A 25,439-nucleotide genomic window follows, 5' to 3' on the forward strand; every position below is an offset into this window, starting at 1 on the left:
GAATTGCGCTCCGGGCAACTGCAGCTTCCTGGCCTCTTGCACCAGCGAGCGGTGGTCGGTCGGATTGCAGATCTTGGCCTGGTGTCGGAACAATTCTTCGGCCTGGCCGCGCCGCCCCATCGCCAACAGTTCGATCGCGCGGCGGATGTTGGGCATGCCCTCGACCCGGTCGAGGTCGTGCGGCGCGGCCGATTTCGGCAAGCGCTTGTCCATGCCCAGCGTCTCGCGCGCCAGCAGGCCGTAGAAACTCTCCTGCGACCGCGCGGCGGCCTTGAGCAAAGGTGCAACCTCGCTCGGGCGCCGGCTGGCCTGGGCCGCACGCGCGGTCCAATAATAGGCCGCGGCACTATATTCGGGCTCGCGGGCCAGCGTCGCTGCCTCGCGGAACGATGCATAGGCCGCGTTCCAGTCGTTCATCCGCCACGAGGCGAGGCCGGAGATCCAGGCCGCTTGCGAGGCCCAGTCGCCGGTCGCACCGGGACGGCCCTCGTCGGCCACGCGTTTCGCGTCGGCATCGCGGCCGCTGACATAGTAAATCCAGGCGACACGCTGCGCTGCCTCGGCGCGTGCATCGTAAGACAGCGAAGGCAAAGCCTCCAGGACCAGCGCCTCAGCGCCGGGGCCGTCATCGACCTTGACGAACGGATCGAGCGCTAGCCGCAAGGCATCGGCTGCCGGCTCGCCCTCGATTGGCCGAGTCTTGCCGCGGCGCGGCGCGGCGCCGAGCGCAACGGTCGCTCGCGGCCAGATGATGGCCGGCGGCTCGATTGCGCCGCGCGTCATCGCCATCCGCGCCAATTGCTCGGCCTGCGGCAGCTCCGGCGCCTCAGCCAACAGCGCCAACAGTGCCGGCAGCTCGACCTTGGGTGAGCCCTTGGCCGTGTAGAGCTCGGCCTTGGCGTATGATTTCAGCGGATCATCGGGCAGGGCGTCGATTCCGAGCCGGGCGCCCTCCCAGTCGCTATTGCCGATTGCCAGCAAGACGCCGGCCCAGTCTTTCGGGATGACCTTCGGAGGTGTCGGCGGCTTGGGCTTGGCGTCCGTCTGTTGCTTTTGGGCGGCCTGGTCGACCGTTCCTACATCGAGCGGGGCCAGTGGATCGCTCGTTTCCTGGGCCGCTGCCGGCATCGCGAACGAGACGCTTGCACACAAGAAGATCGCCAATCGCATCAATCGCTCTCGCTCATCAGCAGCAACAGGTCACGCCAGGCCAGCGCCTTGTCCGACGGCCGCTGCAACAGCCAGCGCGGATGAAAGGTGGCTACGGTGCGGATCCCTTCGATCCGATGAACCCGGCCGCGGGCGCGGGTCAGCGGTTCGCTCAGCAGCGCCTTGCACGGACCGTCGCCGAGCAGCAGCAGCTTTTTGGGCTTCGCGAGCGAAATGTGGCGACGCGCAATCTCCGCGCATTCGGCCCGGTCCTTTTCCGACATGCGGGTTCCCGGGGAATGGATGCACGACAGCGATGCGCTGTAGGCATGCTCGGCGTCGATCCCGATCGCCGCCAGCATCTTCAGGGCCAGCGCCCAGGCATCGCCGCCGATCGGTTGCCCACTGGCCAGATCCTCGAGCGCCGGAGCGTCGCTGAGCAGCATGATGGCGGCTTCATCGGGGCCGTGCGGAAGAATTCGCCGCGCACTCGCCGATGCCAACGGCAGCTGCGCGCTGTTCGCCAGCCAGTCGCGCAACGCGGCCAAAGTCTCGGGATTGGGCTCCGAAACATTGGCGACGATCGCCGGCTCGGCCTTCACCGGCTTGTTGCGGCCGAGCCAGTCGCGCGGTTGATCGCCGACAGCGACGTCGACGCCGGCATCCAGCCACCAATTGATCAGGCTATCGGCCGCGTCGCGGTCGATTACTTGCAGTTCCCCACCCATATTCGTGACTGTCGTCCAAGGTTGACGGCGCGGTCAAGGAATCGCAGGGCTTTTTAGGGCCGGAATGACGGCGAAGCGCGATAAGGGGATGTGATGAGCCAGCGAGAATCGATGGAATATGACGTCGTCATCGTCGGCGCGGGCGTTGCCGGCCTCGCCGCGGCCATCCGCCTGAAGCAGCTCGCGGAGGAAAAAGGGCGTGAAATTGCGGTCTGCGTGCTCGAAAAGGGCAGCGAAGTCGGCGCCCACATCCTGTCCGGCGCGGTGATCGATCCCAGGGCGATCGATGAACTGCTGCCCAATTGGCGCGATCTCGACAGCCCGTTGACGGTTCCGGTGACCGACAATCTCCATTGGGTGCTGTCGAAGAACCGGAAATTCGCGCTTCCCCAATTCCTGATGCCGCCGTTCATGCACAATCACGGCAAATACACCGCCAGCCTCGGCAATGTGACGCGCTGGCTGGCCGGGCAGGCGGAGGCGCTGGGAGTCGAGATTTTCCCCGGTTTTCCGGCATCCGAAGTGCTGTTCAACGAGGATGGCTCGGTCAAGGGCGTCGCCACCGGCGACATGGGCGTCGCCCGCGATGGCACGCACAAGCCCGATTATCAGCCGGGGATGGAGCTTCATGCCCGCTACACCTTCATCGCCGAAGGCGCCCGCGGTCATCTGACCAAGGAGCTGACCCGAATATTCGACTTGCGCAAGGACAGCGGCCCGCAGGTTTTCGGTATCGGTATCAAGGAATTATGGGATGTTCCTGCCGAGAAACATCAGCCCGGACGAGTGATCCATACCCAGGGTTGGCCGCTCGACGACGCCTGGGGCGGCGGATTTCTGTACCACCAGGCCAATGGCCAGGTCGCGCTCGGGTTCGTCGTCGCGCTCGATTACAAGAACCCCTATCTTTCGCCATTCGAGGAATTCCAGCGCTGGAAGACTCATCCGGCCATCCGCGCCGAGATTGAGGGTGGCAAGCGTACCTCTTACGGGGCGCGGGCGATCAACGAGGGCGGCTGGCAGGCCATTCCGCAGCTGGCCTTCCCGGGCGGAGCGCTGATCGGGTGTGCGGCAGGATTCGTCAACGTACCCAGGATCAAGGGCAGCCACACGGCGATGAAGTCGGCCATGCTGGCCGCCGAGGCTGCATTCGATGCCATCACAGCCGACCGCCAGAACGATGTGCTTGAGGCCTATGAGCCGGCGGTCCGCTCGAGCTGGATTGCCGAGGAGCTCAAGATTGTCCGCAATGCCCAGCCGGCGGTGTCGCATTGGGGCGGAACGGTCGGTACCCTGTTCGCCGGCTTCGACATGTGGCTCAACTCTTTAAAGATTCGCACGCCCTGGACGCTGAAGCTGCACGCCGACCACAGCCAGATCGGCCGCAAGGAGCATTATCAGCCGATCGACTATCCAAAGCCGGACGGAAAACTGACGTTCGACCGCCTCGGTTCGGTGTTCGTTTCCAACACGAACCATGAGGAAGACCAACCGATCCACCTAACGCTCAAAGATGCGTCGGTGCCGATCAAGATCAACCTGCCGCTCTATGACGCGCCCGAGCAACGTTACTGCCCGGCGGGGGTTTACGAAATTGTCGACGACGGCGGTTCACCGCGGCTTCAGATCAACGCGCAGAACTGTGTTCACTGCAAGACCTGTGACATCAAGGACCCGACCCAGAACATCAACTGGGTAGCTCCTGAAGGCGGTGGAGGCCCCAATTACCCGAACATGTAATTTCCTGGTTGGCATGACGGCACTCGCGTTGGCCGCCGCCGCCAATGCCGTGGTTCCACTGCAAACCTATGTCCAGGCGCGGGCCGCCGAGATGAATGGCGACGAGACCCGCTCGGCCAAGCTGTTCGCCGTCATGGCCGCGGCCGATCCCGCCGACCGCACCATCGCCCGCCGGGCAATCGCCACCGCCATCCAGTCCGGCCAGGCCGAGTTGGCGGTTTCGCTGGCCAAGGACATTCCACCGGACCAGTTGCCGATCGATGCTCGCCTGATGCTGGCCGCGGATTCACTCCGCGTCGGCAAGACCAGGCGCGCGGTTACCGACCTCGAAAAAGGAGCCACTTCGACCGAAGTCGACCTGTTCGCGCCTTTGGTCAGGGCATGGGAACTGACGTCGCAGGGAAAGGCCGAAGGCCCGGCGGCAATGGTCAACCTGCCAGCAAATAGTCCGCTGGCGCCGATTGCGCCCGAACAGCGCGCGGCGATGCTATTCGCGCTCGACAAGCCGGACGAAGCCCTGCCGTTGGCCCAGCAGGTGCTGCTGCAAAGCGGCGGACGCAACACCCGGTTGCGCCTCGCCTTCGCCGACTCGCTGGTACGCTTGAAGCGCTCCGACCAGGCACTGGTCATGCTGCAGGGTGATGACGAGGCGCTGGTCGCTGCCCGCGCGCGCATCGCCGCGGGCCGGCCGCTCGGCATGGCGATCGAAACGCCCGCGGCCGGTTATGCCGAGATGCTGGTCGCGCTGGCGGTCGACCTTGGCCGCGACGACAACAAGGCGCTGCCGATCGCGCTGACCCAGGTCGCGCGCCATGCCTATCCGGGCCATAGCGAAGCGAAGATCCTTCTCGCATTGCTGCTCGACGGCGACGATCGCCCCGATGCCGCCCTGGAGCTGCTGCGCGGCATCCCGGCGGACGATTTGCTGGCCGGAGAGGCGCTCGATCTCGAGACCCGCCTGCTTGGCGACAAGGGCGACGAGGCTGGTGCGCTTCGCCGCGCCAAGGAGGCCGCCGCTTCGCCGACTGCCGGACCGCAGGATTATGCGCGGATGGGCAATGTGCTGGGCGATATGGACCGCCACGCCGAGGCCGCGGCGGCGTATAGCGAGGCAATCGCCCGCTCGAAGCGAGGCCAAAGCGACTCGCTGTGGACACTTTACCTGTTCCGGGCCGCTAGCCTCGAGCAAGCCGACCGCTGGAACGATGCCAAGGCCGATCTGGAAATTGCGATGAAGATGGAGCCGGACAATCCGCTGTTGCTCAACTTCCTCGGTTACGGCAAGCTGGAGCGCGGCGAGGACCTCGACTCGGCCGAGGCGATGATCCGCAAGGCCAGCTCGCTGCGCCCCGACGATGCGTCGATCACCGATTCGCTCGGCTGGGCGCTCTACAAGCGCGGCCGCTTGCCGGAGGCGATCACGACGCTGACCAGGGCCGCCGCTGGTGATCCGTCGCAATCGGAGATCCATGAGCACCTCGGCGATGCGCTGTTCAGCTCGGGCCGCCGGATCGAGGCGCGCTTCTCATGGCAGGCCGCGCTGATCACCGCCAAGGACAAGGCCAAGACCCGGTTGGAGGCCAAGCTGGAAGCCGGCCTGAGCCAGGCTAACGCCGCACCCTGATGCGCCTAACTGAGCCGGCGCCCGCCAAGCTCAACCTGGCATTGCATGTCCGTGGGAAGCTGCCGGATGGGAGGCATGCGCTGGAGACCGTATTTGCCTTCTGCACGGACGGAGACATCCTGACCGCAGAGGCGGCCAAGCATTCACTCTACGTTTGCGAGACCGGCGGGGAATTTGCCGAGGACATCGGTTCGGACAATGTTGTGAGAGCAGCCTATTTTGCGATGCAAGAACACGCCCAAACTGACCTGGGTGTGGCGTTCACCCTCGACAAAAGGCTGCCGGTGGCATCCGGGATCGGCGGAGGTTCGGCCGACGCCGCGGCGGCATTGCGGCTGTTGACGAGACTATGGGGAATTGACCCCATCTTTGCCACGGAGGTTGCGCCGGGACTTGGGTCAGACGTGCCTGCCTGCCTGCTGAGCATGACCGCTCGCGGCACCGAAGCTGGAGACAGGCTCGAGCTGTTCCAAGGTCCCCCGATCTCGGGCGCCCCGGTATTGCTCGTCAATCCTCGCGTGCCGCTATCAACGGCCAAGGTATTCTCCGCATGGGACGGAGTGGACCGCGGCCCGCTGGGGGACTGGCGCCAGGGGCGCAACGACCTTGAAGCACCGGCGCGGACACTAGTGCCGGAAATTGGGCAGATCCTCGACTGGCTGGGCCGGCAGGATGGCGCCAACTTTGTTCGCATGTCAGGCAGCGGCGCGACCTGCTTCGCTTTGTTTGATACCGAGGCGCAGCGCGACGCCGCTGCATCGGCTTGCCCCTCGGAATGGTGGCATTTGGCGACTTTTCTGCGATAGGGGCGGCCAAATGGCCCGCCCGATCCTCACCGCCAAGCAAATGCGCGTCGCAGAAGCTGCGGCTATTGCGGGCGGCACCGCCGAAACGGCGTTGATGGAGCGGGCAGGGGCCGCGCTGGCCGAGGCCGTGCGCCTCTACGCCGGCCCGCGTGAGACGCTGATCCTGTGCGGTCCCGGCAACAATGGTGGCGATGGCTATGTCGCCGCCCGTTCTCTCACTGCCGCCGGCTATCCGGTGCGGGTGGCCGCGCTGGCAGATCCAAGCGCCGAAGCCGCGAAATGGGCGAGGGGCCTGTGGGACGGCCCGGTCGATCCTTTCACTGCCGCAGCCGAAGCCCCGATTGTGGTCGACTGTTTGTTCGGAACCGGACTAAGCCGGGGCCTTGAACAATCTGTTTTTCAGCGACTTTCACTTCTCGTCGACAAGGCCTTGGTAGCGGTCGCCTGCGACCTCCCAAGTGGCGTCGCCAGCGATAGTGGTGCGCTGCTTTCGCCAATCGGAAGCTACGACCTCACCGTCACTTTCGGTGCGCTGAAGCCGGCGCACCGGTTGATGCCGGCCATGCAGCAAATGGGCCGCGTCGTGCTGGCTGACATCGGGATCGCGGCTGCCGGCGACTGGTTCGAGATTGGCAAGCCCGACCTTCCACCGCTCGACCCGCAAGGCCACAAATACAGCCGGGGCCTGGTCCACTGCCTTGCCGGCGAAATGTCCGGCGCCATCGCGCTTGCGGCAGGCGCAGCAGCGAAGAGCGGCGCCGGCTATGTTCGCGTGTCGACCTCCCTGCCGATCCCCGGCCTGCCGTCCTCGATCGTCCAGACCGGCGGCGCGGACCTGCAGGACGAGCGGATCGGCTGCATCCTGGTAGGGCCGGGCCTGGGCGAAATCCCGCAGGTACTCACGCTCGCGCTGACGTCGCGGGCGCCAAAGGTGATCGACGCCGACGGAATAGGCCTGATCGGCGAGCCCGAGCGCCTCCATGGCCACGACACTATCCTTACTCCGCACGAAGGCGAATTTCGCAAATTGTTCGGGGATCTGCCGGGCTCGAAGCCCGATCGCGCCCTCGAAGCGGCCCGCCGCTCCCAATCGGTGATCGTTTACAAGGGGCCGGAAACGCTGGTCGCGGCGCCGGATGGCCGTCTCGCCTTCGCTCCCCCGGCGCCGGCCTGGCTGGCCAGTGCTGGCACTGGTGACGTGCTCGCAGGGATGATCGCGGCGATGCGGGCAAGAGGCCTCGACGGGTTCGACTCCGCCTGCGCAGCGATCTGGCTGCACGGCTGCGCGGCCGAAGCCGCCGGTCCATTGATGATCGCCGACGATCTCGTCGCCGCCATCCCGTCAATCTTGTGAACGAGCGCATCGTCCGCATTGCCGCGAGGGGTGACGGAGTCACCGCCGGCGGCCGCCACATCGCCTTTGCAGTGCCCGGCGACATGTTGCTTGATGACGGGACGATCGAGTCCGGACCCGGTCACCTACAGCCGCCCTGCCACCACTTTCCGACTTGCGGCGGTTGCCAGCTCCAGCATCTGACCGATGCCGCCTATGCCGATTATTGCATTTCACGCGTAGCGGGAGCGCTGGCCCAGCATGGGCTGGGAGCTGAAATCCGTCCGCCGCATTTGTCGCCGCCGCGCACCCGGCGCCGCACGACGCTGCGGGCCATGAAAGCCGGCGGGCGGGTCCTGATCGGCTTCAACGAGCCTGGCAGCAATCGTATCGTCAATATGATGGAGTGCCATATCCTCCATCCCCGGCTGTTCGAAATGCTGGGACCGCTCCGCAAGTTGCTCGCGACGATCCTGCCGCCCAAGCGCACCGTGGAGATCCAGCTTGCGTTGGCCGATCAAGGGCCGGACGTGATGCTGAAGGGCGTCGAGATCGAAGGCCTAGAAGCGGTGGAGTCGCTGACCGCCTTCAGCGAGGTCAACCAGCTGGCGCGGCTGGCCATCGACGACGGCTATGGGGCGGAAGTCCGTTACGAACCCCGGCCCGCGACGATCACGCTCGGCGACATCCCCGTCCCACTTCCGGGTGGGGCTTTTCTCCAGGCTACCCAAGATGGGGAGGCGGCATTGGTCTCGGCAGTCAGGGAAGCGACCGCGGGAGCCAGGCACATCGCCGACCTGTTCGCCGGCCTCGGTACTTTCGCGCTATCGTTGGATGGACAAATAACGGCGGCCGAAGCCGGCAGGGAACCCATCCTTGCCCTCAAGTCGGCTGCCGCCGCTGCCGGAAAACAACTCAACGCCGAGCATCGCGACCTCTACCGCCGGCCCTATGACGCCAAGGAACTGGCCGTGTTCGACGCCGTGGTGCTCGATCCGCCTCGCGCCGGAGCGCAGGAGCAGGTCCGCGAACTGGCCGCTTCATCGGTCCCGCGCATTGCCTATGTCAGCTGCAATCCGGCGACATTCGCGCGGGATGCTGAGATCCTGGCCTCAGGCGGTTACAAGCTCGACTGGGTCCGGCCAGTCGGCCAGTTCCGCTGGTCGACCCATGTCGAGCTGGCTGCCGCCTTCAGCCGTTAATCCTCCCCCAGACTTCTGGGGGAGGGGGACCACCTGCAAGGTGGTGGAGGGGTTCTACCACCCAAGGCAGTCGTGCAGGATCCGCGCACCCGCATGCACCGTCAGGCCGAGCAGGCACAGCGACGCCAGCGCAAACAGCGGAAAGCGGAAACGGACGATATTCGACGTGCACTGGATCAGGCTGTGCAACATCCTGAGGACGACATAGCCCCAGGCGAGATAGAGATTGATCGGCTGGTCCATGCCCATCAGCGCGAGTACGATGACGATCGCATAGAAGATCGTCGGCTGTTCGAGCAGGTGGGTATAATTGTGCGATTTCCACTGCACCTGGTCGGGCAGCACGCCTTCGAGATTGGCGCCCCGGCCACCAACCAGCTTGCTGACGTCGATCCCGGCCTTCCTCATTGCCGGCAATCGCGTCGCCGCCATCCAGGTCATGATGACAAGAGTCCAGGCGATCAACGCCACGACCGGCGCAAGCAATGGGCTATAGCTCATGAAAAACCCTCCCCTAGTTGAGGAAGGGAAGGTGCGTCAGTTAGTTGCTCCGCGCAACCTTCGCCGTCGGCCTGCGGCATCAGTCATGTGTACAGACGTACTGAAGCTCGGCCTCTCCGGCCGATCCCTCGACCACCCCCCGGCCTTGGCTGCGCCAGTCGGGGTAGTCGATGCCGTCCATCACATAGAGTTTCAGCGTGTAGACCTGCCGCCGCGGGCAATCGACTGCGCGGTCGGCCTTGTCGGGTCCGTCCGAGCGGAAATAGACCAGCCCATCATCGCCGCGTCGAATGCTGTCCTGGTCGACGGCGGCCCAGATCGGATCGTCGTCATAGACCGTCACCCAGCTCTCGCCCAGCGCCGGGGCCGCGACCAGCGCTAGACCAAATCCGAGCGCCGTCCTGGCAATCCGCATCGTGTTTCCCCTCGTTGGAGACGGGGAGACTGCGCCAAGTGATCGCCGTCGTCCAGTGGCCCCTAATTCGCCTTGCTTGCCTTCGCCCGAGCTTCCGCCAGCGTGCGGTCGAGCACGCCGCGGTCGATCCATTTTCCGTGCAGCACGACGCTGTCGATGCTGCGCGTTGCGCGGATATCGGTGAGCGGGTTGGCATTGAGGATCAGCACGTCGGCGGCCTTGCCTTTGGCGATGGCGCCATAGCGGTCGGAATGGCCGAGGAAGGCGGGCCCGGTGATGGTCGCGCTGGCCAGCGCCTCGCGCGGAGTGAGACCGGCCTCGACGTAGCGTTCCAGTTCGTCGTGCAGCCCTTGTCCGGGATAGTTGAAGCTGTTGAGATAGCCCGCGTCGGTCCCCGCCAGGATCGGGATGCCGGCGTCGCGCAGCATCGGCAGGACCTTGACGCTGAGCTCATATTCGCGATGCCGCGCCTCGACCTGGGCAGGCGTGGACTTGGCCGCCCGTTCGACCCGCCACTCATAAGTCTTGCGTAGGCCGGGGCCTATATAGGCCAGCGCCGCGTCGCCGCGATGATCCTCGCGGTCGAGATAGGCCAGGATCCGGCTCATGGTGAGCGTCGGCGTCACATAGATGCCCAGCGCTTTCAGCCGCGCATATTCGCCTTTGGCGTATGCCGCGTCGAACGTCTCGACGAAGCGGTCCGATGCCTGCCCATAGCTGAGTTTGCCGGCGACATAGTCGGCGCCGATCGCGGCTTCCTGCGGCGAACCGGCCTTGATCAGATAATCGAGGTGCTCGACCGAGCCGAGGCCGTCCCTGGCCGCTTGCTCGATGGTGATGGCATAGGGCGTATGCGCCGAGGTCTTGAGCCCGCGCACCTTGGCTGCCTTGACCGCATATTCGAAAATGTCCGGCTTCAGCGTGTTGTCGGTGATCTTGACGAAGTCGACCTTCATCGCCTGCAGCCGGTCGAGCGCGGCATCGACTTCGGCGGGCGTGTCGACCTCGATCGTGCCCTTCCACAGCGGCTTGTACCCCTCCAGTTTCGGTCCGCTGGTGTAGATGGTAGGGCCGAACAACGAGCCTGCCGTGACCTCGCTCCGCCACTGGATCACGCTGTCACTGATGTCGGCCGCGCAGTCGCGCACACTCGTGACGCCATAGGCGACATAGATCGGCAGCAGGTCTCTATTTTCCTGGATCAGCTCTTGCCCACCGCCGAAGTGGACATGCATGTCCCACAGGCCCGGCATGACATATTTACCGGTCGCGTCGACCAGCCATGCAGCCGAATAACGGCGAAACAGCGCGGCGTCCTGCCCGACGTCGATGATGTCGCCACCCTTGATGGCAACGGCACGGTCGGGGAGCGTCTTGCCGCTCGCCACATCGATGACCGTGGCGTGGCGAATAAGGACGTCGATCTTGGTTCGACCCGCCGCATCGGCAGACGCCGCCGCCATGACCGCGGCGGCGATCATGGCGACCAGGCGTTTCATCAATCGAACAGCTTGGCGAAGCGGCGCTTCTCGCGGCTGCGCCAGTGGCCGCGGTGGTAAGCGTCGCTGGCGAGCAGCGGCAGCACCGAGGTTGCTTCGGCATAGACCATCTGCTCGAGCGCGGTCGAAACCTTGCCCCAGCTGGCCGCTTCCTGGAGCGTCGAGCTGCTGCACGCGCCATCGCGGACGTCGGCGACGGTGATCTGCACCGCATATTTGTGCACTTCGACATCGTCGTGACCGAGGATTTCGGCGCAGACGACGGTGTCCTGCGCGAAATTCTTCGGCACGCCGCCGCCGATCATCAGCAGGCCGGTCGTGCCGGCCGTGATCTTGATGTCGGTCAGCTCGCGGAAGTCGGCGATGCTGTCGAGCGTCATCCAGTGGCCACCGCGCTTCATCGCATCGACCTGGTGCTTGACCAGGCCGAACCCGGCCGAGCTGTCGGTGAACGCCGGGCAGAAGATCGGTACGTCGTGCTCATAGGCAAGCTTGACCAGGCTGTTGTCCTTCTTGCCGTTGCCCTCGCTCAGCCACTTGCCCATTTCGCGGATGAAGGCGCGGCTGGAATAGGGGCGGGGCTCCAGCGAATCCGCGATCTTGCCGATGGTGTAATCGCAGTCCTGCAACGCCACCTCGTCGATGTAGGTGTCGTAGATGCGGTCGATGTAGAGCGAGCGCAGCGTGTCGTCGTCGGGGATTTCGAGCGCCTGATAATGCTTGTGGCCAAGCGCTTCGAAGAAATCCATGTCGACGATGCTGGCGCCGGTGGCGACGATCGCGTCGACCATGTTGTTGCGCACCAGCTCGGCATAAAGGTCCATGCAGCCGCCGGCCGAGGTCGAGCCGGCAATCACCAGCCAGACCGAGCAGCCCGGATCGCTCAGCATCTGGTTGTAGATGCCGGCAGCGCGGGCTAGGTCGCGGCTGGTGAAGCTCATCTTGCCCATCGCCTCGACGATCGGGCGCGCGTCGAAGCTGGTGATGTCGATATGCTCGACTTCGCTCTTCAGCAGTTCCGCCTTGCGGGTGTCGTTGGCCAGGGTGTCGGTGTCCTGGACCTTGTTCAACGTGTCGGTGGTCATGATCTCAAATATCCCGTCATTCCCGCGAAAGCGGGAATCCCGCTACTCGCGAATCTGGTAGATAAACAAGCGGGATCCCCGCATGGGTTCCCATCCAAGTAGTACTTTGATGGGGTCCCTGTCGCGGGGATGACGCGTTAATGGAATGCCCTTACAGCGTGATGACGTTCGTGGTGCGCTTGCGTTCCGCGACGTCGGCGTAGAGCGAGGCCATCGGCTCGTCGGTGACGATCACATGATCCTCGACCCCGAAGCCGTTGAAGCCGGTGCGCATGGCGCAGCCATAGGCGCCGAGCATCCCGACCTCGATATAGTCGCCGGCCTGGACATCGGCGGGCAGCATGAACGGTCCCGCCATGTGGTCGAGATCGTCGCAGGTCGGCCCGTAGAAGCTGAACGCGGCGTTCTTGACGGTCGATTGCTCCTCGCGGAGCAGCTTGACCGGGTAGCGCCAGCCGATGTGTGCGGCATCGAACAGCGCGCCATAGGCGCCATCGTTGATATACAGCTCGCTGCCGCGGCGCTTTTCGACACGGACCAGTACGCTGGCATATTCGGCGCACAGCGCACGGCCCGGCTCGCACCAAAGTTCGGCCGAGTAGCTGATCGGCAGCTCCTCGAATGCGCGGTGGATGACCTCGAAATAGGTTTCGAGGGCAGGGGGCTCCATGCCGGGATACCAGCTGGGAAAGCCGCCGCCGACATCGACAATGTCGACCGTCACTGCCGCCTCGACGATCGCTTCGCGAACACGCTGCATCGCTTCGGCGTAGGCCGCCGGGCTCATCGCCTGGCTGCCGACATGGAAGCATAGGCCAAGCGCATCGGACGCCTGGCGAGCGGCCATCAGCAGCGGCTTCACTTCATGCGGCTCGGCACCGAACTTGGAAGCGAGGCTGAGTTTCGAATGGTCGGACGATACCCGCAGGCGGACCAGCAGGTTGAGGTCGGTCGCGCCCTTGGTGGCGCGGACGATCTTCTCCAGCTCATCGAGCGTGTCGAGGCTGAAGGTCTTCACGCCATAGTCGAAATAGGCTTCGGCGATCGCTTCCTCGGCCTTGACCGGATGCATGAAGCATTGGACCGCGTCGGGCAGCGTCTCCGCGACCAGCCGCACCTCGCCCAGCGAAGCGACGTCGTAATGGGTGACGCCCGCATCCCACAGCACCTTCAGCAGGGAAGGCGAGGGGTTGGCCTTGACCGCATAGAGCGACTTGCCCGGAAACTTCTCGGCAAAGAAGCGGGCGGCACGCTTTGCGGCATGCGGACGGAGAAGCGTGACCGGCTAAACCGGTCGAAGGGCGGTAGCTAGCCCCAGCGCGCTATGATGCTTGTGCAACTCAAGGGACCTCCAACAGGTAGTTCGACATAAGAGCTGCCTTGCGGTTGGAAGTCCCATGGGGCAGCGGAAGCGCGATATATGTGCGGGGGACCCCCATGTAAAGATTTTTTGGACCCCCAAGAACTGAGTTGCCCCGCGTTGGTCCCCGGTGCGAAACGGTTCACCGAAAGCTCAAGGAGTTGAATGACTTGGACAAATATCCACAAGTCACGCGCGACGATGTTCTGGCGGCCCGCGCACGAATTTCGACGGCTGTTGAACGAACGCCACTAATCGAGGCCCGGATTCGAGGGCAGCGCGTCTGGCTCAAGGCCGAATGCCTGCAGACCGGCGGCTCATTCAAATTGCGGGGCGCTTCGAACCGGCTGATGCAACTCAGCGAGGAGGAGCGTCGCCGCAGCGTGGTTGCCTTTTCCTCCGGCAATCATGCCCATGGCGTGGCGATCGCCGCCAGGCGCCTCGGCATCCCCGCAATCATCGTCATGCCGGCCGATGCGCCACAGCTCAAAATCGAAGGGACTCGGGCCCAGGGCGCGGAAATCATCTTCTTCGACCGTGCGACCGAGAGCCGGGAGGAAATCGCCGCCCGCATCGCCGCCGAAAAGGGCTCGATCATCGTTCCCAGCTATGACGATGTGCATATCGTTGCCGGTCAGGGGACGGTCGGGCTCGAAATCCTGGAGCAGCTCGGCACGTCACCGGCAAAGATCCTGGTCAATTGCGGTGGCGGCGGGCTGACGTCAGGCATTGCCCTGGCCTGCCCCGATTCGGAGGTCATTCCCGTCGAGCCGGTGGGATGGGACGATATGAAGCGTTCGCTGGAGCTGGGCGAGATCGTGCCGGTCGGGCCCAATCCGCCACCGACGCTATGCGATGCGATCCAGACCCTGAAGGTCTCGCCGATCACATTCGGCATCCTGAAGGCGCGCGGCGCGCGCGGCCTTGCGGTCAGCGAGGAGGAAACCAGGGCCGCGGTGCGCTGGGCATGGCATGAACATGGTCTGGTGGTCGAGCCTGGAGCAGCAGTCTCAATGGCTGCATTGCTGGCAGGAAAGGCCGAAATCCTGGCTGATACGGTTGCGGTCGTTTCTGGCGGGAATGTCGACCCCGCGTTGCACTCTCGACTGGTCGCCTAGGCACTGGCCACGTGATATTCGCCGGGATCGATGTGAGCCGGCGAATTGCGCTCAACCGCCCGGGTCAGCTCTTCCAGCTCGGCGGCAAGCGTCTGAAGCTCGGCAATGAGCACTTTCGGATCGAGCTCGGAAAGATTGGCCGACGCGTCGAGCAGCGTATCGAGCATCATGGCGATGCACGGCAGGATCGTTTCTTCGATCCGCTCAAACGCCTCCTCGAGGCGCACCTGTTGCTGCTGGACTTCGCGCATGGACGGAAGCATGGCCCGATCGGGTTAAAAAGCCGTGAAAGGTCGGTAATTGGGAACGCTTGCTTCGGCGCTACTCGCCATCACCATGCTGGCGGCCATTTTGCTGCTGATCTTTGGGGTGAAGCTGGCGCTCAAGCCCGAGGAGCGTCAGCGCGGCCTGCTGATGATCGCCTGCGGGATCATCTTCGTCGGCAATGTGCTGATCTGGACGCTGTGACGCGTCAGCGGATCGGGCAGCTCGGGTCCAAGCGATAATCCAGATAGCCATCGACGCTCTTCATCAGCAGGTCGAGCTCGTTGGCGAAGAAGTGGTTGGCGCCCGGAATGGTGTCGTGGGCGATGGTGATGTGCTTCTGCGTGCGAAGCTTGTCGACCAGCTTCTGCACCGCGCCCGGGGTCACCACCTCGTCGGCTTCGCCCTGGATGATGATGCCGCTGGCCGGGCAGGGGGCGAGGAAGCTGAAATCATACATATTGGCCGGCGGCGCGATCGAGATGAAGCCGCGGATTTCCGGGCGGCGCATCAGCAATTGCATGCCGATCCAGGCACCGAAGCTGACTCCGGCGACCCAGGTCTGTTCGGCTTCGGGATGAATCTGCTGAACCCAGTCGAGCGCGGACGCCGCGTCGCTGAGCTCGCCGATGCCGTTGTCGAATGTGCCCTGGCTCTTGCCGACCCCGCGGAAGTTGAAGCGCAGCGTGGCGAAGCCGCGGCGGACGAAATCCTTGTAGAGCAGCTGGACGATCTTGTTGTTCATCGTCCCGCCGGCCTGCGGATGGCTGTGCAGGATCATGGCGACAGGTGCGCGCGGACGAGGTCCCGGGTTGAAACGGCCTTCCAGGCGGCCTTCGGGTCCGGGAAAAATCACTTCGGGCATGGGTGCTCGCTTCGCCTGTCTGTAGAACTGAAAATCCGCGGAAGGGATGCACCGCGGCGGCGGACCCTATATAGGGCTGGCGCAACCTCTGGCAACGGCAGGATTCTCTACTTTTCCCATGAATGACTCGATGACACGAATCTTCCTCGATCACGCCGCCACGACCAATGTCCTACAGGAAGCAAGGGAGGCGCTCGAACGCGGCTATGACGCCTGGGCCAATCCCAGCTCGCCACATGCCGAGGGGAGGAAGGCCAGGGCCGCGCTGGAGGAGGCGCGGTCGACCGTCGCCGAGGTGCTCTGCTGGCGTCATGACGTCATTTTCACCAGCGGCGCCAGTGAATCGATCGAAATTGTCGCCGAGCGCGCGCGGATTGCCGGGCGCGCCCATGGCGCCACCGAACATGCCATTGTGCCGCATGCGATGGGGCCCAGCTCGAAGGTCATTCCAGTCGGTCCGGACGGACTGATCGACGAGGCGGCGCTCGATGCCGTGCTGGCCGAAGGGCCGGCCCTGGTCGCGATCCAGATGGTCAACAACGAAACCGGGATCCTCCAGCCGCTCGACCGGCTGGCACCCAAGATCCGCGAGGCGGGCTCGCTGCTGCTGGCCGACTGCGCGCAGAGCGCCAGCAAATATCCGCTGCCCGATGCCGATTTCATCGCCCTGTCGGCGCACAAGCTGGGCGGGACGCCGGGCTTCGGCGCGCTGCTGGTCAAGGACTTGGGCATGCTGGAGCCGGTCGGCGGGCAGGAAAAGGGCTATCGCCGGGGCACGCAGGATGCGCCGAGCGCGCTGGCGTTTGCGGCGGCTCTGTCGGCAAAACCCTATGATATGGAGCGGCTTACCATCCTTCGTTCGCGTCTCGACGAAGGTGTGAAGGCTGCCGGCGGGGTGGTGATCGGCGACCAAAGCCCACGCCTACCGACGATCGGTTCGGTTGCGCTGCCTGGCGCATCGAGCGCCTCACTGCTGGTCCGGTTCGACCTGGCCGGCATCGCCGTTTCCGCCGGAAGCGCTTGCTCGTCGGGCAAAATGAAGGAGAGCGCCGTGCTGGCGGCGATGGGTGTCGCGCCGGACATCGCCAATGGCTTCCTCCGCGTCAGCTTCGGCCCCTACACCAGCGAAGCCGAGGTCGACGCCTTCCTCGCCGAATGGTCGCGCATCGCCTCTCGCGCCCGGGCGGCATGATCTATCTCGACTACCAGGCCACGACGCCGGTCGCGCCCGAAGTGGCGGCGGCGATGCGGCCATGGATCGAGGAGAAATTCGCCAATCCGCATAGCCCGTCGAAGTGGGGCCGCGAGGCCGCGGCGGCGATCGAGGTGGCGCGCGGCCAGGTCGAGCGCGCGCTCGGCCTTACCGGCGGCCGTTTTGCGTTCACGTCTGGAGCCACTGAAGCGCTCAACTGGGCGCTGAAGGGCACGTTCGAGACGGCCAAGCGCCGCAAGCTGGTCACCGTCGCGACCGAACATGCAGCAGTGCTCGACACCGCCGAATGGCTTGAAGGCCAGGGTGTGGAGGTCGTCCGCCTGCAAGTCGGCCGCGACGGTCTACTGGACCTCGACATGGCCGAGGCGGCGATCGACGATAAGACCGCCTTGGTTGCGGTCATGCTGGTCAACAATGAGATCGGCGTGATCCAGCCCATCGTCGAGTTGATGCGCATGGCGCATGCCGTTGGCGCCCTGATGCTGTGCGACGCGGTCCAGGGCTACGGCCGGCTGGCAGTTCCGGAAGGACCGGACCTGATCGCCGTGTCCGGACACAAGATCCACGGACCGAAGGGGATTGGCGGGTTGTGGATGCGCAAGGGCTGCGAACCCGCGCCGCTGCTGCACGGCGGCGGGCAGGAGCAGGGGCTGCGGTCGGGAACCCTGTCGCCGGCGCTTTGTGTCGGTATGGGAGGGGCCGCGCATTTGGCCGCCGAGCGCCGCGAAGCCGATGCGGTGCATGTTGAGAAATTATATCAATTTGCGCTGACAACGCTTGGGCAAGGCTGGTTTGTTAACGGCAGCACGACGCACCGTTATCATGGCAACCTCAACCTCCGCCGCGACGGCCTGGATGGTGCCCGGTTGATCTCGGACATGCGCAATATCGCCTTTTCGCTGGGTTCGGCCTGCGCTAGCGGCTCGGGGCGGCCCAGCCATGTGCTCCGCGCCATTGGCCTCACCGACGCGCAGGCGCGCTCTTCGATCCGACTGGGCTTTGGCCGCTACACCGGCGAGGAAGAACTGGCTTCGGCCTGCCGGCGGATCAACGAGGCCGCTCATGCCCAAGCGCAGCTTCCGGCATGATCAATGTGCGGTTCCTGAGGGCCGATGGATCGCTCGACCATGAAGTCGAAGTTCCGGCCGGCACCAATTTACTCGACCTGGCCCAGCGCGAGGGTCAGCCGTTGGAAGGCGCCTGCGAAGGGCAGATGGCCTGTTCGACCTGCCATGTGGTGGTTGCCAAGGAGGATTTCGGCCGGCTGCCACCCGCCAGCGACGAAGAAGATGATCTGCTCGACCTTGCCTGGCAGGTGCGTCCGACCTCTCGCCTGGCCTGCCAGATCAACCTGACCGAGGATCTGGGTTCGCTCACCGTGCAAATGCCCGGCGGCGCCTACAATCTGGACCGCTAGTCGCCCTTGGGCAGGGATTGGCCGATACGATTGTCCGGCTCATCCTTCTTGGTCGGCTTGGGATGCTTCCCCTTCGGCCGCACCGGAAGCCGTGTCTCTAGCTCCGCCAGCGTGATCCTACCTTGCCCCTGCGCATCGAGCAGCTTGAAGCGGGTGGAGGCCGCATCCCGGAATTCGGCCAGTGTCACCAGCCGGTTGAAATCGGCGTCGGCGCTGACCACCGGTTGCGGCATGTTGAGCAGGCCGTAGCGGGCAGCGCCCTGCAGGCCGTCCGGGCGGTAACCGTCACTCCAATCGTGGCGTTTCCGCTCGATATCGTCGGGGAGGTGGTCGTCCGTTGGCTCCAGTTTGGCGGCAACTTCGCCTCTCGGTTTCTTCCAGTCCGAGTTCACCTGGACGTCCGGCGCAATCTCCCATTCGTAGGCCTTGATTTCCTGGGGATCGATCTGGCCGTCATGATTGCTGTCGAGCCGGGCGAAAAAGCGGTCCGCGTCGGCCTGCATTTCATCGGCGGTCAGCACGCCATCACGGTTTCGGTCGGCCTGCGTGAACCAGCGCGAGATCGGCGATTCGTCCGGTGTGCGGCGGCGAAACGGTTCGCCCATCGGGCTGATAAATGGCGCCCAGGGATATCCCTTGACGGTGATTGGCGGCTCTTCGGGCGCGGCGGCAGCAATGAGCAAGGCGGCAATCAGCATGCATAGGCCTCTGGCTTGGCCACGCCCTAGTCGCTGTGGCCGCGTGAACGGCGAATGAAGGGCTGAATGCTCAGGGAGAGGTGGAAGCCGACGACCCGGCACGAAATCGTTGTGGCTGCTTCCTTCCGGATCTGACCAGGTTGGCGACAGCGCCGTCCGCCGACTTCCGCGGGCCATATGGGGACATGAGCCGTGCGATGCAAGCGATACTCGCGCCTCGCAAAGCCGGATTGAGCGCTCTAAACCAACGTTGATGACCGACGACGAATCGCCGGGCCTTGGGCTCGACCTTCCTGAACAGCCCGAGCGGCCCAATGACGAGACGCACTACCGCGTTCTCGCCCGCAAGTATCGCCCGCAGACCTTCGCCGAGCTGATCGGCCAGGATGCGATGGTGAAGACGCTCGGCAATGCGATCGAGCGCGGCCGCATCGCCCATGCCTTCCTGCTGACCGGGGTGCGCGGGGTCGGCAAGACCTCGACCGCGCGACTGGTCGCCAAGGCGCTCAATTGCATCGGCCCGGACGGGCAGGGCGGCCCGACCATCGATCCTTGCGGCGTATGCGAACCCTGCCGGGCGATCGCCGAAGGCCGCCACATCGACGTGATCGAAATGGACGCCGCCAGCCACACCGGGGTCGACGACGTCCGCGAGATTATCGAGGCGGTGCGTTACGCCTCCGTCTCGGCGCGCTACAAAATCTACATCATCGACGAGGTCCATATGCTGTCGAAGAGCGCGTTCAACGCGCTTTTAAAGACGCTCGAGGAACCGCCGGCGCATGTGAAATTCCTGTTCGCCACGACCGAGGTCGGCAAGGTCCCGGTCACCGTCCTGTCGCGCTGCCAGCGCTTCGATCTCCGCCGCATCCCGGCCGAGAAGCTCGCCGAGCATTTCGCCTGGGTCGCGGCGGCCGAGAATGTCGAGGTGGAGCCCGAAGCGCTCCACGCCATCGCCCGCGCCGCCGAGGGATCGGCGCGCGACGGCCTGTCGATCCTCGACCAGGCGATCGCGCACGGTGAGGGCAAGGTCACCGCCGACCAGGTCCGCGATATGCTCGGCCAGGCCGACCGCGGCCGCATCCGGCGCCTGCTCGAGACATTGCTTGGCGGCGACCTTGCCGCGACCTTGGAACAGCTCGACGAAGCCCATGCATTGGGGATCGAGCCGGGCTCGCTGCTCCGCGGCCTGATGGAGGCGATGCATGCCGTGACCCGTGCCAAGGCCGGGGCCAAGAGCGACCCGCTGCAGTCCGCCGAGGAACGCGAGCACAGCGCCGAGCTCGCCGCGCGACTTAGCTGGGGCAGCCTTCATCGCCTGTGGCAATTGCTCTTGAAGGGGCTGGAGGATGTTCGCATCGCTCCCGATCCGCATGAGGCGGCGACGATGGCACTGCTGCGGCTGATCCACGCCGCCGACATGCCCGATCCGTCGGCGCTAGCGGCGATGCTGGCCGGAGGCGCTGCGCCCGCAACCGCCGCATCGGCGCCATCCGCGGCCCCGGCGCCACCCGCCGCCAAGGCCACTATCCCCGACGATTACCCGTCGCTGGTCGATGCCGTCGAGAAGCAGGGGATGCAATTGCTCGGGGTCCAGCTGCGCGACCATGTCGGGCTGGTCAGCTTCGAGCCCGGCGAGCTGGTGCTAAAGCCCTTAAAGCCGCTTGGCCCGGATTTCCCGCGTGAACTGGCCGCCGCGGCCAAGGCCGCCACCGGCCGCAGCTGGCAGGTCCGCCTGACGGACGAAGGCGGCTTGCCCTCGCTCCAGCAGCAGGAAGTCATGGCCGAAGAGCAGATGCGCGCCGCTGTGCTCGAGGAACCAAATGTCCGTGCGTTGCTTGATGAATTTCCCGACGCCACGTTGGAATCGATTGACCGGAAAGAAGCCTAATGCCCAGCCTCGATGAAATCATGAAAATGGCCGAAGCGGCCCAGGCGCAGCTCGCCCAGGCGCAGGAGAACCTCGACAAGGTCGAGGTCGAGGGCGTCGCGGGCGGCGGCCTGGTCAGGATCAAGGCCACCGCCAAGGGCCGGATCCTTGGCGTGTCGATCGACGACAGCCTGCTCGTCCCGGCCGAGAAATCGATGCTTGAGGACCTTGTCGCCGCGGCGATCAATGATGCCCGAGGCAAGGCGGATGCCGCCGCCGGCGAGCAGATGCAGGCGATGACGTCCGGCCTGTCGCTTCCGCCGGGGTTCAAGCTGCCCTTCTAGGGCTGTAAAAAACTTACATAATTTCCGCTTGTCACCTGCGTTGCAGGCGGCAAAGCTGCTAACCTTGGCTAGGCGCGAGGGAAGAGGCGTGCACAAGCTTGGAGCAATGCAGGACTGGCCGCTCCGCGTCATGCGGCTGGTCGACCACGCCGAACGCGAGCACGCCGACGGTGAGATTGTCACGGCCTGGGCCGACGGCACCACCACCCGGACCAATTGGCGCAATGTCGCTCATGATGCCCGTCGCATGGCCCAGGCGCTCGAAGCTCTTGGCATCCGGCCTGGCGACCGCGTCGCCACGCTGGCGATGAACCACAGCCACCATCTGACCAGCTGGTACGGCGCGATCGGCATGGGCGGGGTGCTCCACACCATCAACCCCCGGCTGTTCGACGAGCAGCTAGAGTATATCGCCAATCATGCCGAGGACCGGGTGCTGCTCTACGACCATGTGTGGGCGCCGGTGGTCGAGCGGATGAAGCCCAAGTGGACCACTATCGAGAAATATATCTGTTTCGATCCGCCGGCGGGCTCGAATGGTGACACCGGCTTCATCGACTGGCTGGAGCCATTTGACGGCAACTATCAGTGGGTCGACGGCGACGAGCGCGACCCGTGCGGCCTTTGCTACACGTCGGGAACGACCGGCAATCCCAAGGGCGTGCTGTACGAGCACCGCTCCAGCCTGCTCCACGCCATGGCCGAGATCGCGCCCGATTGTTTCGATCTCAGCGCCCGCTCGGTGGTGCTGCCGATCGTGCCGATGTTCCACGCCAACGCCTGGGGCATCCCCTGGGCGGCGCCCATGACCGGATCGAAGCTGATCCTTTCGGCGGACTATCGCCCCGACCGGATGTGCGACCTGTTCCGCGACGAGAAGGTCACCCACAGCGCCGGCGTGCCGACCATCTGGCTCGGCATGATCGAGCATATCGAGCGGACCGGCGAGGAGCTGGGCGACCTCAAGATTGTCACCATCGGCGGCTCGGCCGCGCCTCGCGCGATGATCAAATGGTTCCGCGACCGCGGCGTGCAGGTCGGGCACGCCTGGGGCATGACCGAGATGTCGCCGATCGGCACCATCGGTGCGCCGCCGTCCAACTGGGACAAGATGAGCGATGCCGAGCAGATGGACTTTGTCGCCAAGCAGGGGCGGTCGCTGTTCAACGTCGAGCTGAGAACGGTAGATGACGACGGTCATGTCCTGCCGCGCGACGGCGAAACGTCGGGCCGGCTGCAGGCGCGCGGCCCCTGGGTGATCAAGCGCTATTTCAAATTTGAGGAGGACGCGACCGACGCCGACCAATGGTTCGATACCGGCGACGTCGCCACCATCCATCCCGACGGCACGCTGCAGATTACCGACCGCTCGAAGGACGTGATCAAGTCGGGCGGCGAGTGGATCAGCTCGATCGAGCTGGAAAATGCCGCGGTCGGCTGTCCCGGCGTGGCCGAAGCGGCAGCGATCGGCATTCCCCATCCCAAGTGGGACGAGCGGCCGCTGCTGGTTTGCGTCAGGGCGAACGGCAGCGACGTCTGCGAGGGGCAAATTCGCGAGCATCTCACCGCGCACGTCGCCCGATGGTGGCTGCCCGACGCGATCGAGTTCGTCGAGGAACTGCCCCACACCGCCACGGGCAAGCTTAGCAAGAAGATGCTCCGCGACCGGTTTCGCGATTACCGCTTCGCCGACGCCGTCGCGATGACCGGACGCGACTAGACGTCGCGCTCTCCGCGCCCTATCTGGCGCATCAAATCCCAGCTCGTTTCGAAGGACATCGCGACCCCATGGCCGCCCAATATGCATTTGTGATGAAGGACATGACCAAGTCCTTCCCCGGCGCGCAAAAGCCGGTGCTCAGCCACATCAACCTGCAATTCTATCACGGCGCCAAGATCGGCATCGTCGGCCCCAACGGCGCCGGCAAGTCGACGCTGATGAAGATCATGGCCGGCATCGACAAGGACTTCCAGGGCGAGGCCTGGCCGGGCGAAAATGTCACTGTCGGCTTTTTGCCGCAGGAGCCGCACCTCGACCCGACCAAGAACGTCCTCGAAAACGTCAAGGACGGCGCACGAGACGTCGCCGACATGGTCGACCGCTTCAATGCCATTTCGGCGGAGATGGGGGACCCCAGGGACGACACCGATTTCGACGCGCTGATGGAGGAAATGGGCGAGCTCCAGGGCAAGATCGACGCGGTCGATGGCTGGACGCTCGACAACCAGCTCGAAGTGGCGATGGAGGCCCTGCGCTGTCCGCCGTCCGACTGGCCAGTCGAGAATTTGTCAGGCGGCGAGAAGCGCCGCATTGCGCTGACCCGCCTGCTGATCCAGAAGCCGTCGATCCTGCTGCTCGACGAGCCAACCAATCACCTCGACGCCGAGAGCGTCCAGTGGCTCGAGAGTCATCTCAAGGAATATGCCGGCGCGGTGCTGATGATCACCCACGACCGCTACTTCCTCGACAATGTCGTTAGCTGGATCCTCGAAATCGATCGCGGCAAATATTTCCCCTACGAGGGCAATTATTCGACCTACCTGGAGAAGAAGGCCAAGCGCCTCGAGCAGGAGGATCGCGAGGAATCCGGCCGCCAGAAGGCGATCAAGGACGAGCTCGAGTGGATCCGCCAGGGTCCCAAGGCCCGCCAGACCAAGTCGAAAGCGCGTATCGCCAAGTTCGACCAGCTGGTCGCGGCCCAGGAAAAGCATGTCCCGGGCAAGGCCGAAATCCTCATCCAGGTGCCTGAGCGGCTCGGCGGCAAGGTCATCGAGGTCGAGGGCATTTCAAAGGCCTATGGCGACAAGCTGCTGTTCGACGATTTGTCGTTCACCCTGCCGCCGGGCGGCATTGTCGGCGTGATCGGCCCGAACGGCGCCGGCAAATCAACCCTGTTCCGCCTGATCACCGGCCAGGAGCAGCCGGATTCGGGCAAGATCGACATCGGCCCGACCGTCCACCTCGGCTATGTCGACCAAAGCCGCGATCACCTCAACGACAAAAATAATGTCTGGCAGGAGATTTCGGACGGGCTCGATTATATGAAGGTCAACGGCCACGACCAGTCGACCCGCGCCTATGTCGGGGCCTTCAACTTCAAGGGCCAGGACCAGCAGAAGAACGTCGGCAAGCTGTCAGGCGGCGAGCGCAACCGCGTCAACATTGCGAAAATGCTGAAGCGCGGCGGCAACGTGCTGCTGCTCGACGAGCCGACCAACGATCTCGACGTCGAAACGCTGCGCGCGCTGGAAGAGGCGATCGAGAATTTCGCCGGCTGCGCGGTGGTCATCAGCCACGACCGCTTCTTCCTCGACCGGCTGGCGACGCACATATTGGCGTTCGAGGGCGACAGTCACGTCGAATGGTTCGAGGGCAATTTCGAAGCCTATGAGGAGGACAAGGTCCGCCGCCTCGGCGAGGAAGCCACGAGGCCGCACCGGACGACCTACCGGAAACTGACCCGCTAGCCCTTGCATCATGCACATCCTCGCGCTCCATTGGCGCGGGGGAGAGTTTGATGCAGGCGGCTGAACAATCGGACGAGCTACCGACCAGGACGCGCCTGAAGATTTGGGCTGCGATCCTGTTTGTCTTCGTGGGGTTGCCGGTCTCGCTATTCCTTTGGATGACGTCGGTTCCTGGGCAAAGTTATTCCGGCGCCTCTCCACCGCCGACGCACGCGCGCCAGATTCTGGCCGCGCGTTTGCGCGCCGATGTCACAGCAATTGCTAGCGAGCCGCACAACCTCGGTCACCAAAGTGCGCTGCTGCGCTCGGCTGCCTACATCGAGCAGCAGCTACGTCAGACGGGGTACGACGTTCGAACGCAGGAGGTACTGCCGCCCGCGCGCAATTTGGAAGTCGTCATCGAACCGCGCGACCGGAAGGCGCCGACGCTGATCATTGGCGCCCACTACGACAGCTTCATGTACGCACCGGGCGCTAACGATAATGGCAGCGGCACCGCAGCACTGCTCGAGCTGGCAAGATCGCTCAAGCCTTATGATGGCAAGTTGGCGAAGCGCTTGCGGCTAATCTTCTTCGTCAACGAGGAGCCGCCCTATTTCAAGAGCAACGCCATGGGCAGCAAGGCCGCCGCCGACCGGTTGGACGCATCGGGTGAGGCTATAGAGGGGATGATTTCACTCGAAACCATGGGGTACTTTAGCGATGTGGCCGGGAGCCAGCACTATCCGTTTCCACTAAGC

At 64.6% G+C, this 25,439-nt stretch carries 23 protein-coding genes, 1 other RNA gene and 2 pseudogenes; 15 read left to right on the forward strand and 11 right to left on the reverse strand.

Going from position 1 to position 25,439, the window contains the following annotated elements:
• Positions 1–1,128, reverse strand: a pseudogene (locus tag Q0C64_RS07920) (lytic transglycosylase domain-containing protein); the annotation flags it as partial.
• Positions 1,129–1,169: 41 nt separating this feature from the next.
• Positions 1,170–1,877, reverse strand: a complete 708-nt coding sequence (locus tag Q0C64_RS07925) for a uracil-DNA glycosylase family protein (protein WP_294122450.1) — start codon at positions 1,875–1,877, stop codon at positions 1,170–1,172.
• Positions 1,878–1,970: 93 nt separating this feature from the next.
• On the opposite strand from Q0C64_RS07925, the gene Q0C64_RS07930 reads away from it, so the two are divergent.
• From Q0C64_RS07930 to Q0C64_RS07950, 5 genes are read left to right on the forward strand one after another with little or no spacing between them, the layout of a single operon-like run.
• Positions 1,971–3,617 carry an electron transfer flavoprotein-ubiquinone oxidoreductase gene (locus Q0C64_RS07930; RefSeq protein WP_294122453.1) on the forward strand — a complete coding sequence of 549 codons (1,647 nt, stop codon included), beginning with the start codon at positions 1,971–1,973 and terminating at the stop codon, positions 3,615–3,617.
• A 13-nt stretch (positions 3,618–3,630) separates the two neighbouring features.
• Positions 3,631–5,241, forward strand: a complete 1,611-nt coding sequence (locus Q0C64_RS07935) for a tetratricopeptide repeat protein (RefSeq protein ID WP_294122455.1) — start codon at positions 3,631–3,633, stop codon at positions 5,239–5,241.
• Positions 5,241–6,047 (forward strand): 4-(cytidine 5'-diphospho)-2-C-methyl-D-erythritol kinase, encoded by an 807-nt coding sequence (locus Q0C64_RS07940; RefSeq protein WP_294122458.1) that lies wholly within the window; start codon positions 5,241–5,243, stop codon positions 6,045–6,047. Before Q0C64_RS07935 ends, Q0C64_RS07940 begins: the two co-directional genes overlap by 1 nt.
• A gap of 10 nt (positions 6,048–6,057) precedes the next feature.
• The gene (locus Q0C64_RS07945; RefSeq protein ID WP_294122460.1) at positions 6,058–7,401 is read left to right on the forward strand and encodes an NAD(P)H-hydrate dehydratase; all 1,344 of its coding nucleotides are present in this window, start codon (positions 6,058–6,060) and stop codon (positions 7,399–7,401) included.
• Positions 7,398–8,582: a class I SAM-dependent RNA methyltransferase gene (locus Q0C64_RS07950; protein ID WP_294122462.1), complete on the forward strand. Its 1,185-nt coding sequence runs from the start codon at positions 7,398–7,400 to the stop codon at positions 8,580–8,582. The genes Q0C64_RS07945 and Q0C64_RS07950 overlap by 4 nt, the downstream gene beginning before the upstream one ends.
• Positions 8,583–8,636: 54 nt before the next feature.
• On the opposite strand, the gene Q0C64_RS07955 is transcribed toward Q0C64_RS07950, so the two are convergent.
• The 5 genes and pseudogenes from Q0C64_RS07955 to Q0C64_RS07975 form a co-directional block, all read right to left on the reverse strand.
• The gene (locus tag Q0C64_RS07955; protein WP_294122464.1) at positions 8,637–9,083 is read right to left on the reverse strand and encodes an MAPEG family protein; all 447 of its coding nucleotides are present in this window, start codon (positions 9,081–9,083) and stop codon (positions 8,637–8,639) included.
• Between the two features lie 79 nt (positions 9,084–9,162).
• Complete coding sequence (locus Q0C64_RS07960) at positions 9,163–9,498, reverse strand: hypothetical protein (RefSeq protein WP_294122466.1); 336 nt, start codon at positions 9,496–9,498, stop codon at positions 9,163–9,165.
• Positions 9,499–9,560: 62 nt separating this feature from the next.
• Positions 9,561–10,997, reverse strand: a complete 1,437-nt coding sequence (locus tag Q0C64_RS07965; RefSeq protein WP_294122468.1) for an amidohydrolase family protein — start codon at positions 10,995–10,997, stop codon at positions 9,561–9,563.
• Positions 10,997–12,082: a deoxyhypusine synthase gene (locus Q0C64_RS07970; protein WP_294122470.1), complete on the reverse strand. Its 1,086-nt coding sequence runs from the start codon at positions 12,080–12,082 to the stop codon at positions 10,997–10,999. Before Q0C64_RS07970 ends, Q0C64_RS07965 begins: the two co-directional genes overlap by 1 nt.
• Before the next feature lie 151 nt (positions 12,083–12,233).
• A pseudogene (locus Q0C64_RS07975) lies at positions 12,234–13,421 on the reverse strand (type III PLP-dependent enzyme).
• A gap of 191 nt (positions 13,422–13,612) precedes the next feature.
• On the opposite strand from Q0C64_RS07975, the gene Q0C64_RS07980 reads away from it, so the two are divergent.
• On the forward strand, positions 13,613–14,560 hold the full coding sequence (locus Q0C64_RS07980) for a threonine/serine dehydratase (RefSeq protein WP_294122471.1): 948 nt from the start codon (positions 13,613–13,615) through the stop codon (positions 14,558–14,560).
• Here Q0C64_RS07980 and Q0C64_RS07985 read toward each other — a convergent pair.
• Positions 14,557–14,811, reverse strand: coding sequence for a hypothetical protein (locus Q0C64_RS07985; protein WP_294122472.1), 255 nt, complete (start codon positions 14,809–14,811; stop codon positions 14,557–14,559). The two genes, Q0C64_RS07980 and Q0C64_RS07985, sit on opposite strands and share 4 nt — an antisense overlap.
• Before the next feature lie 49 nt (positions 14,812–14,860).
• Here Q0C64_RS07985 and Q0C64_RS07990 point away from each other — a divergent pair, with 49 nt between their 5' ends.
• The gene (locus Q0C64_RS07990) at positions 14,861–15,028 is read left to right on the forward strand and encodes a hypothetical protein (RefSeq protein ID WP_294122473.1); all 168 of its coding nucleotides are present in this window, start codon (positions 14,861–14,863) and stop codon (positions 15,026–15,028) included.
• Positions 15,029–15,032: 4 nt separating this feature from the next.
• On the opposite strand, the gene Q0C64_RS07995 is transcribed toward Q0C64_RS07990, so the two are convergent.
• On the reverse strand, positions 15,033–15,689 hold the full coding sequence (locus Q0C64_RS07995; protein WP_294122475.1) for an alpha/beta hydrolase: 657 nt from the start codon (positions 15,687–15,689) through the stop codon (positions 15,033–15,035).
• A 130-nt stretch (positions 15,690–15,819) separates the two neighbouring features.
• On the opposite strand from Q0C64_RS07995, the gene Q0C64_RS08000 reads away from it, so the two are divergent.
• From Q0C64_RS08000 to Q0C64_RS08010, 3 genes are read left to right on the forward strand one after another with little or no spacing between them, the layout of a single operon-like run.
• Positions 15,820–16,881: an aminotransferase class V-fold PLP-dependent enzyme gene (locus Q0C64_RS08000; RefSeq protein ID WP_294122476.1), complete on the forward strand. Its 1,062-nt coding sequence runs from the start codon at positions 15,820–15,822 to the stop codon at positions 16,879–16,881.
• Positions 16,878–17,990 carry a cysteine desulfurase family protein gene (locus Q0C64_RS08005; RefSeq protein WP_294122478.1) on the forward strand — a complete coding sequence of 371 codons (1,113 nt, stop codon included), beginning with the start codon at positions 16,878–16,880 and terminating at the stop codon, positions 17,988–17,990. Before Q0C64_RS08000 ends, Q0C64_RS08005 begins: the two co-directional genes overlap by 4 nt.
• Positions 17,987–18,319, forward strand: a complete 333-nt coding sequence (locus Q0C64_RS08010; protein ID WP_294122480.1) for a 2Fe-2S iron-sulfur cluster-binding protein — start codon at positions 17,987–17,989, stop codon at positions 18,317–18,319. Before Q0C64_RS08005 ends, Q0C64_RS08010 begins: the two co-directional genes overlap by 4 nt.
• On the opposite strand, the gene Q0C64_RS08015 is transcribed toward Q0C64_RS08010, so the two are convergent.
• A complete protein-coding gene (locus Q0C64_RS08015) occupies positions 18,316–19,017 on the reverse strand; it encodes an EF-hand domain-containing protein (protein WP_294122481.1) in 702 nt (233 codons plus the stop codon). The two genes, Q0C64_RS08010 and Q0C64_RS08015, sit on opposite strands and share 4 nt — an antisense overlap.
• 76 nt (positions 19,018–19,093) lie before the next feature.
• An RNA gene (ffs, locus tag Q0C64_RS08020) (signal recognition particle sRNA small type) lies at positions 19,094–19,188 on the reverse strand.
• Positions 19,189–19,270: 82 nt separating this feature from the next.
• On the opposite strand from ffs, the gene Q0C64_RS08025 reads away from it, so the two are divergent.
• The 5 genes from Q0C64_RS08025 to Q0C64_RS08045 form a co-directional block, all read left to right on the forward strand.
• Positions 19,271–20,908: a DNA polymerase III subunit gamma/tau gene (locus Q0C64_RS08025; protein ID WP_294122483.1), complete on the forward strand. Its 1,638-nt coding sequence runs from the start codon at positions 19,271–19,273 to the stop codon at positions 20,906–20,908.
• Positions 20,908–21,231: a YbaB/EbfC family nucleoid-associated protein gene (locus Q0C64_RS08030; RefSeq protein ID WP_294122485.1), complete on the forward strand. Its 324-nt coding sequence runs from the start codon at positions 20,908–20,910 to the stop codon at positions 21,229–21,231. The genes Q0C64_RS08025 and Q0C64_RS08030 overlap by 1 nt, the downstream gene beginning before the upstream one ends.
• A 106-nt stretch (positions 21,232–21,337) precedes the next feature.
• Entirely contained in the window at positions 21,338–22,951 is a 1,614-nt protein-coding gene (locus tag Q0C64_RS08035; RefSeq protein ID WP_294122491.1) for a long-chain fatty acid--CoA ligase, read from the forward strand.
• Between the two features lie 68 nt (positions 22,952–23,019).
• The gene (ettA, locus tag Q0C64_RS08040) at positions 23,020–24,699 is read left to right on the forward strand and encodes an energy-dependent translational throttle protein EttA (protein ID WP_294122487.1); all 1,680 of its coding nucleotides are present in this window, start codon (positions 23,020–23,022) and stop codon (positions 24,697–24,699) included.
• Positions 24,700–24,749: 50 nt separating this feature from the next.
• Positions 24,750–25,439 (forward strand): M20/M25/M40 family metallo-hydrolase (locus Q0C64_RS08045; RefSeq protein ID WP_294122489.1); only part of this gene is annotated, 690 nt, incomplete at its 3' end.

The organism is Sphingomonas sp., assembly GCF_023266535.1.
In the GTDB taxonomy this organism is placed as follows: domain Bacteria; phylum Pseudomonadota; class Alphaproteobacteria; order Sphingomonadales; family Sphingomonadaceae; genus Sphingomicrobium.

What these genes read in the sequence shown, in the direction of transcription:
- Q0C64_RS08030 (WP_294122485.1), top strand. Translation starts at nt 20,908, where the DNA reads ATGCCCAGCCTCGATGAAATCATGAAAATGGCCGAAGCGGCCCAGGCG.
- Q0C64_RS08035 (WP_294122491.1), top strand. Translation starts at nt 21,338, where the DNA reads ATGCAGGACTGGCCGCTCCGCGTCATGCGGCTGGTCGACCACGCCGAA.
- Q0C64_RS08010 (WP_294122480.1), top strand. Translation starts at nt 17,987, where the DNA reads ATGATCAATGTGCGGTTCCTGAGGGCCGATGGATCGCTCGACCATGAA.
- ettA (WP_294122487.1), top strand. Translation starts at nt 23,020, where the DNA reads ATGGCCGCCCAATATGCATTTGTGATGAAGGACATGACCAAGTCCTTC.
- Q0C64_RS07955 (WP_294122464.1), bottom strand. Translation starts at nt 9,083, where the DNA reads ATGAGCTATAGCCCATTGCTTGCGCCGGTCGTGGCGTTGATCGCCTGG.
- Q0C64_RS07995 (WP_294122475.1), bottom strand. Translation starts at nt 15,689, where the DNA reads ATGCCCGAAGTGATTTTTCCCGGACCCGAAGGCCGCCTGGAAGGCCGT.
- Q0C64_RS07940 (WP_294122458.1), top strand. Translation starts at nt 5,241, where the DNA reads ATGCGCCTAACTGAGCCGGCGCCCGCCAAGCTCAACCTGGCATTGCAT.
- Q0C64_RS07985 (WP_294122472.1), bottom strand. Translation starts at nt 14,811, where the DNA reads ATGCGCGAAGTCCAGCAGCAACAGGTGCGCCTCGAGGAGGCGTTTGAG.
- Q0C64_RS07930 (WP_294122453.1), top strand. Translation starts at nt 1,971, where the DNA reads ATGAGCCAGCGAGAATCGATGGAATATGACGTCGTCATCGTCGGCGCG.
- Q0C64_RS08025 (WP_294122483.1), top strand. Translation starts at nt 19,271, where the DNA reads ATGACCGACGACGAATCGCCGGGCCTTGGGCTCGACCTTCCTGAACAG.
- Q0C64_RS08000 (WP_294122476.1), top strand. Translation starts at nt 15,820, where the DNA reads ATGACACGAATCTTCCTCGATCACGCCGCCACGACCAATGTCCTACAG.
- Q0C64_RS07965 (WP_294122468.1), bottom strand. Translation starts at nt 10,997, where the DNA reads ATGAAACGCCTGGTCGCCATGATCGCCGCCGCGGTCATGGCGGCGGCG.
- Q0C64_RS08015 (WP_294122481.1), bottom strand. Translation starts at nt 19,017, where the DNA reads ATGCTGATTGCCGCCTTGCTCATTGCTGCCGCCGCGCCCGAAGAGCCG.
- Q0C64_RS07935 (WP_294122455.1), top strand. Translation starts at nt 3,631, where the DNA reads ATGACGGCACTCGCGTTGGCCGCCGCCGCCAATGCCGTGGTTCCACTG.
- Q0C64_RS07970 (WP_294122470.1), bottom strand. Translation starts at nt 12,082, where the DNA reads ATGACCACCGACACGTTGAACAAGGTCCAGGACACCGACACCCTGGCC.
- Q0C64_RS07925 (WP_294122450.1), bottom strand. Translation starts at nt 1,877, where the DNA reads ATGGGTGGGGAACTGCAAGTAATCGACCGCGACGCGGCCGATAGCCTG.
- Q0C64_RS08005 (WP_294122478.1), top strand. Translation starts at nt 16,878, where the DNA reads ATGATCTATCTCGACTACCAGGCCACGACGCCGGTCGCGCCCGAAGTG.
- Q0C64_RS07945 (WP_294122460.1), top strand. Translation starts at nt 6,058, where the DNA reads ATGGCCCGCCCGATCCTCACCGCCAAGCAAATGCGCGTCGCAGAAGCT.
- Q0C64_RS07960 (WP_294122466.1), bottom strand. Translation starts at nt 9,498, where the DNA reads ATGCGGATTGCCAGGACGGCGCTCGGATTTGGTCTAGCGCTGGTCGCG.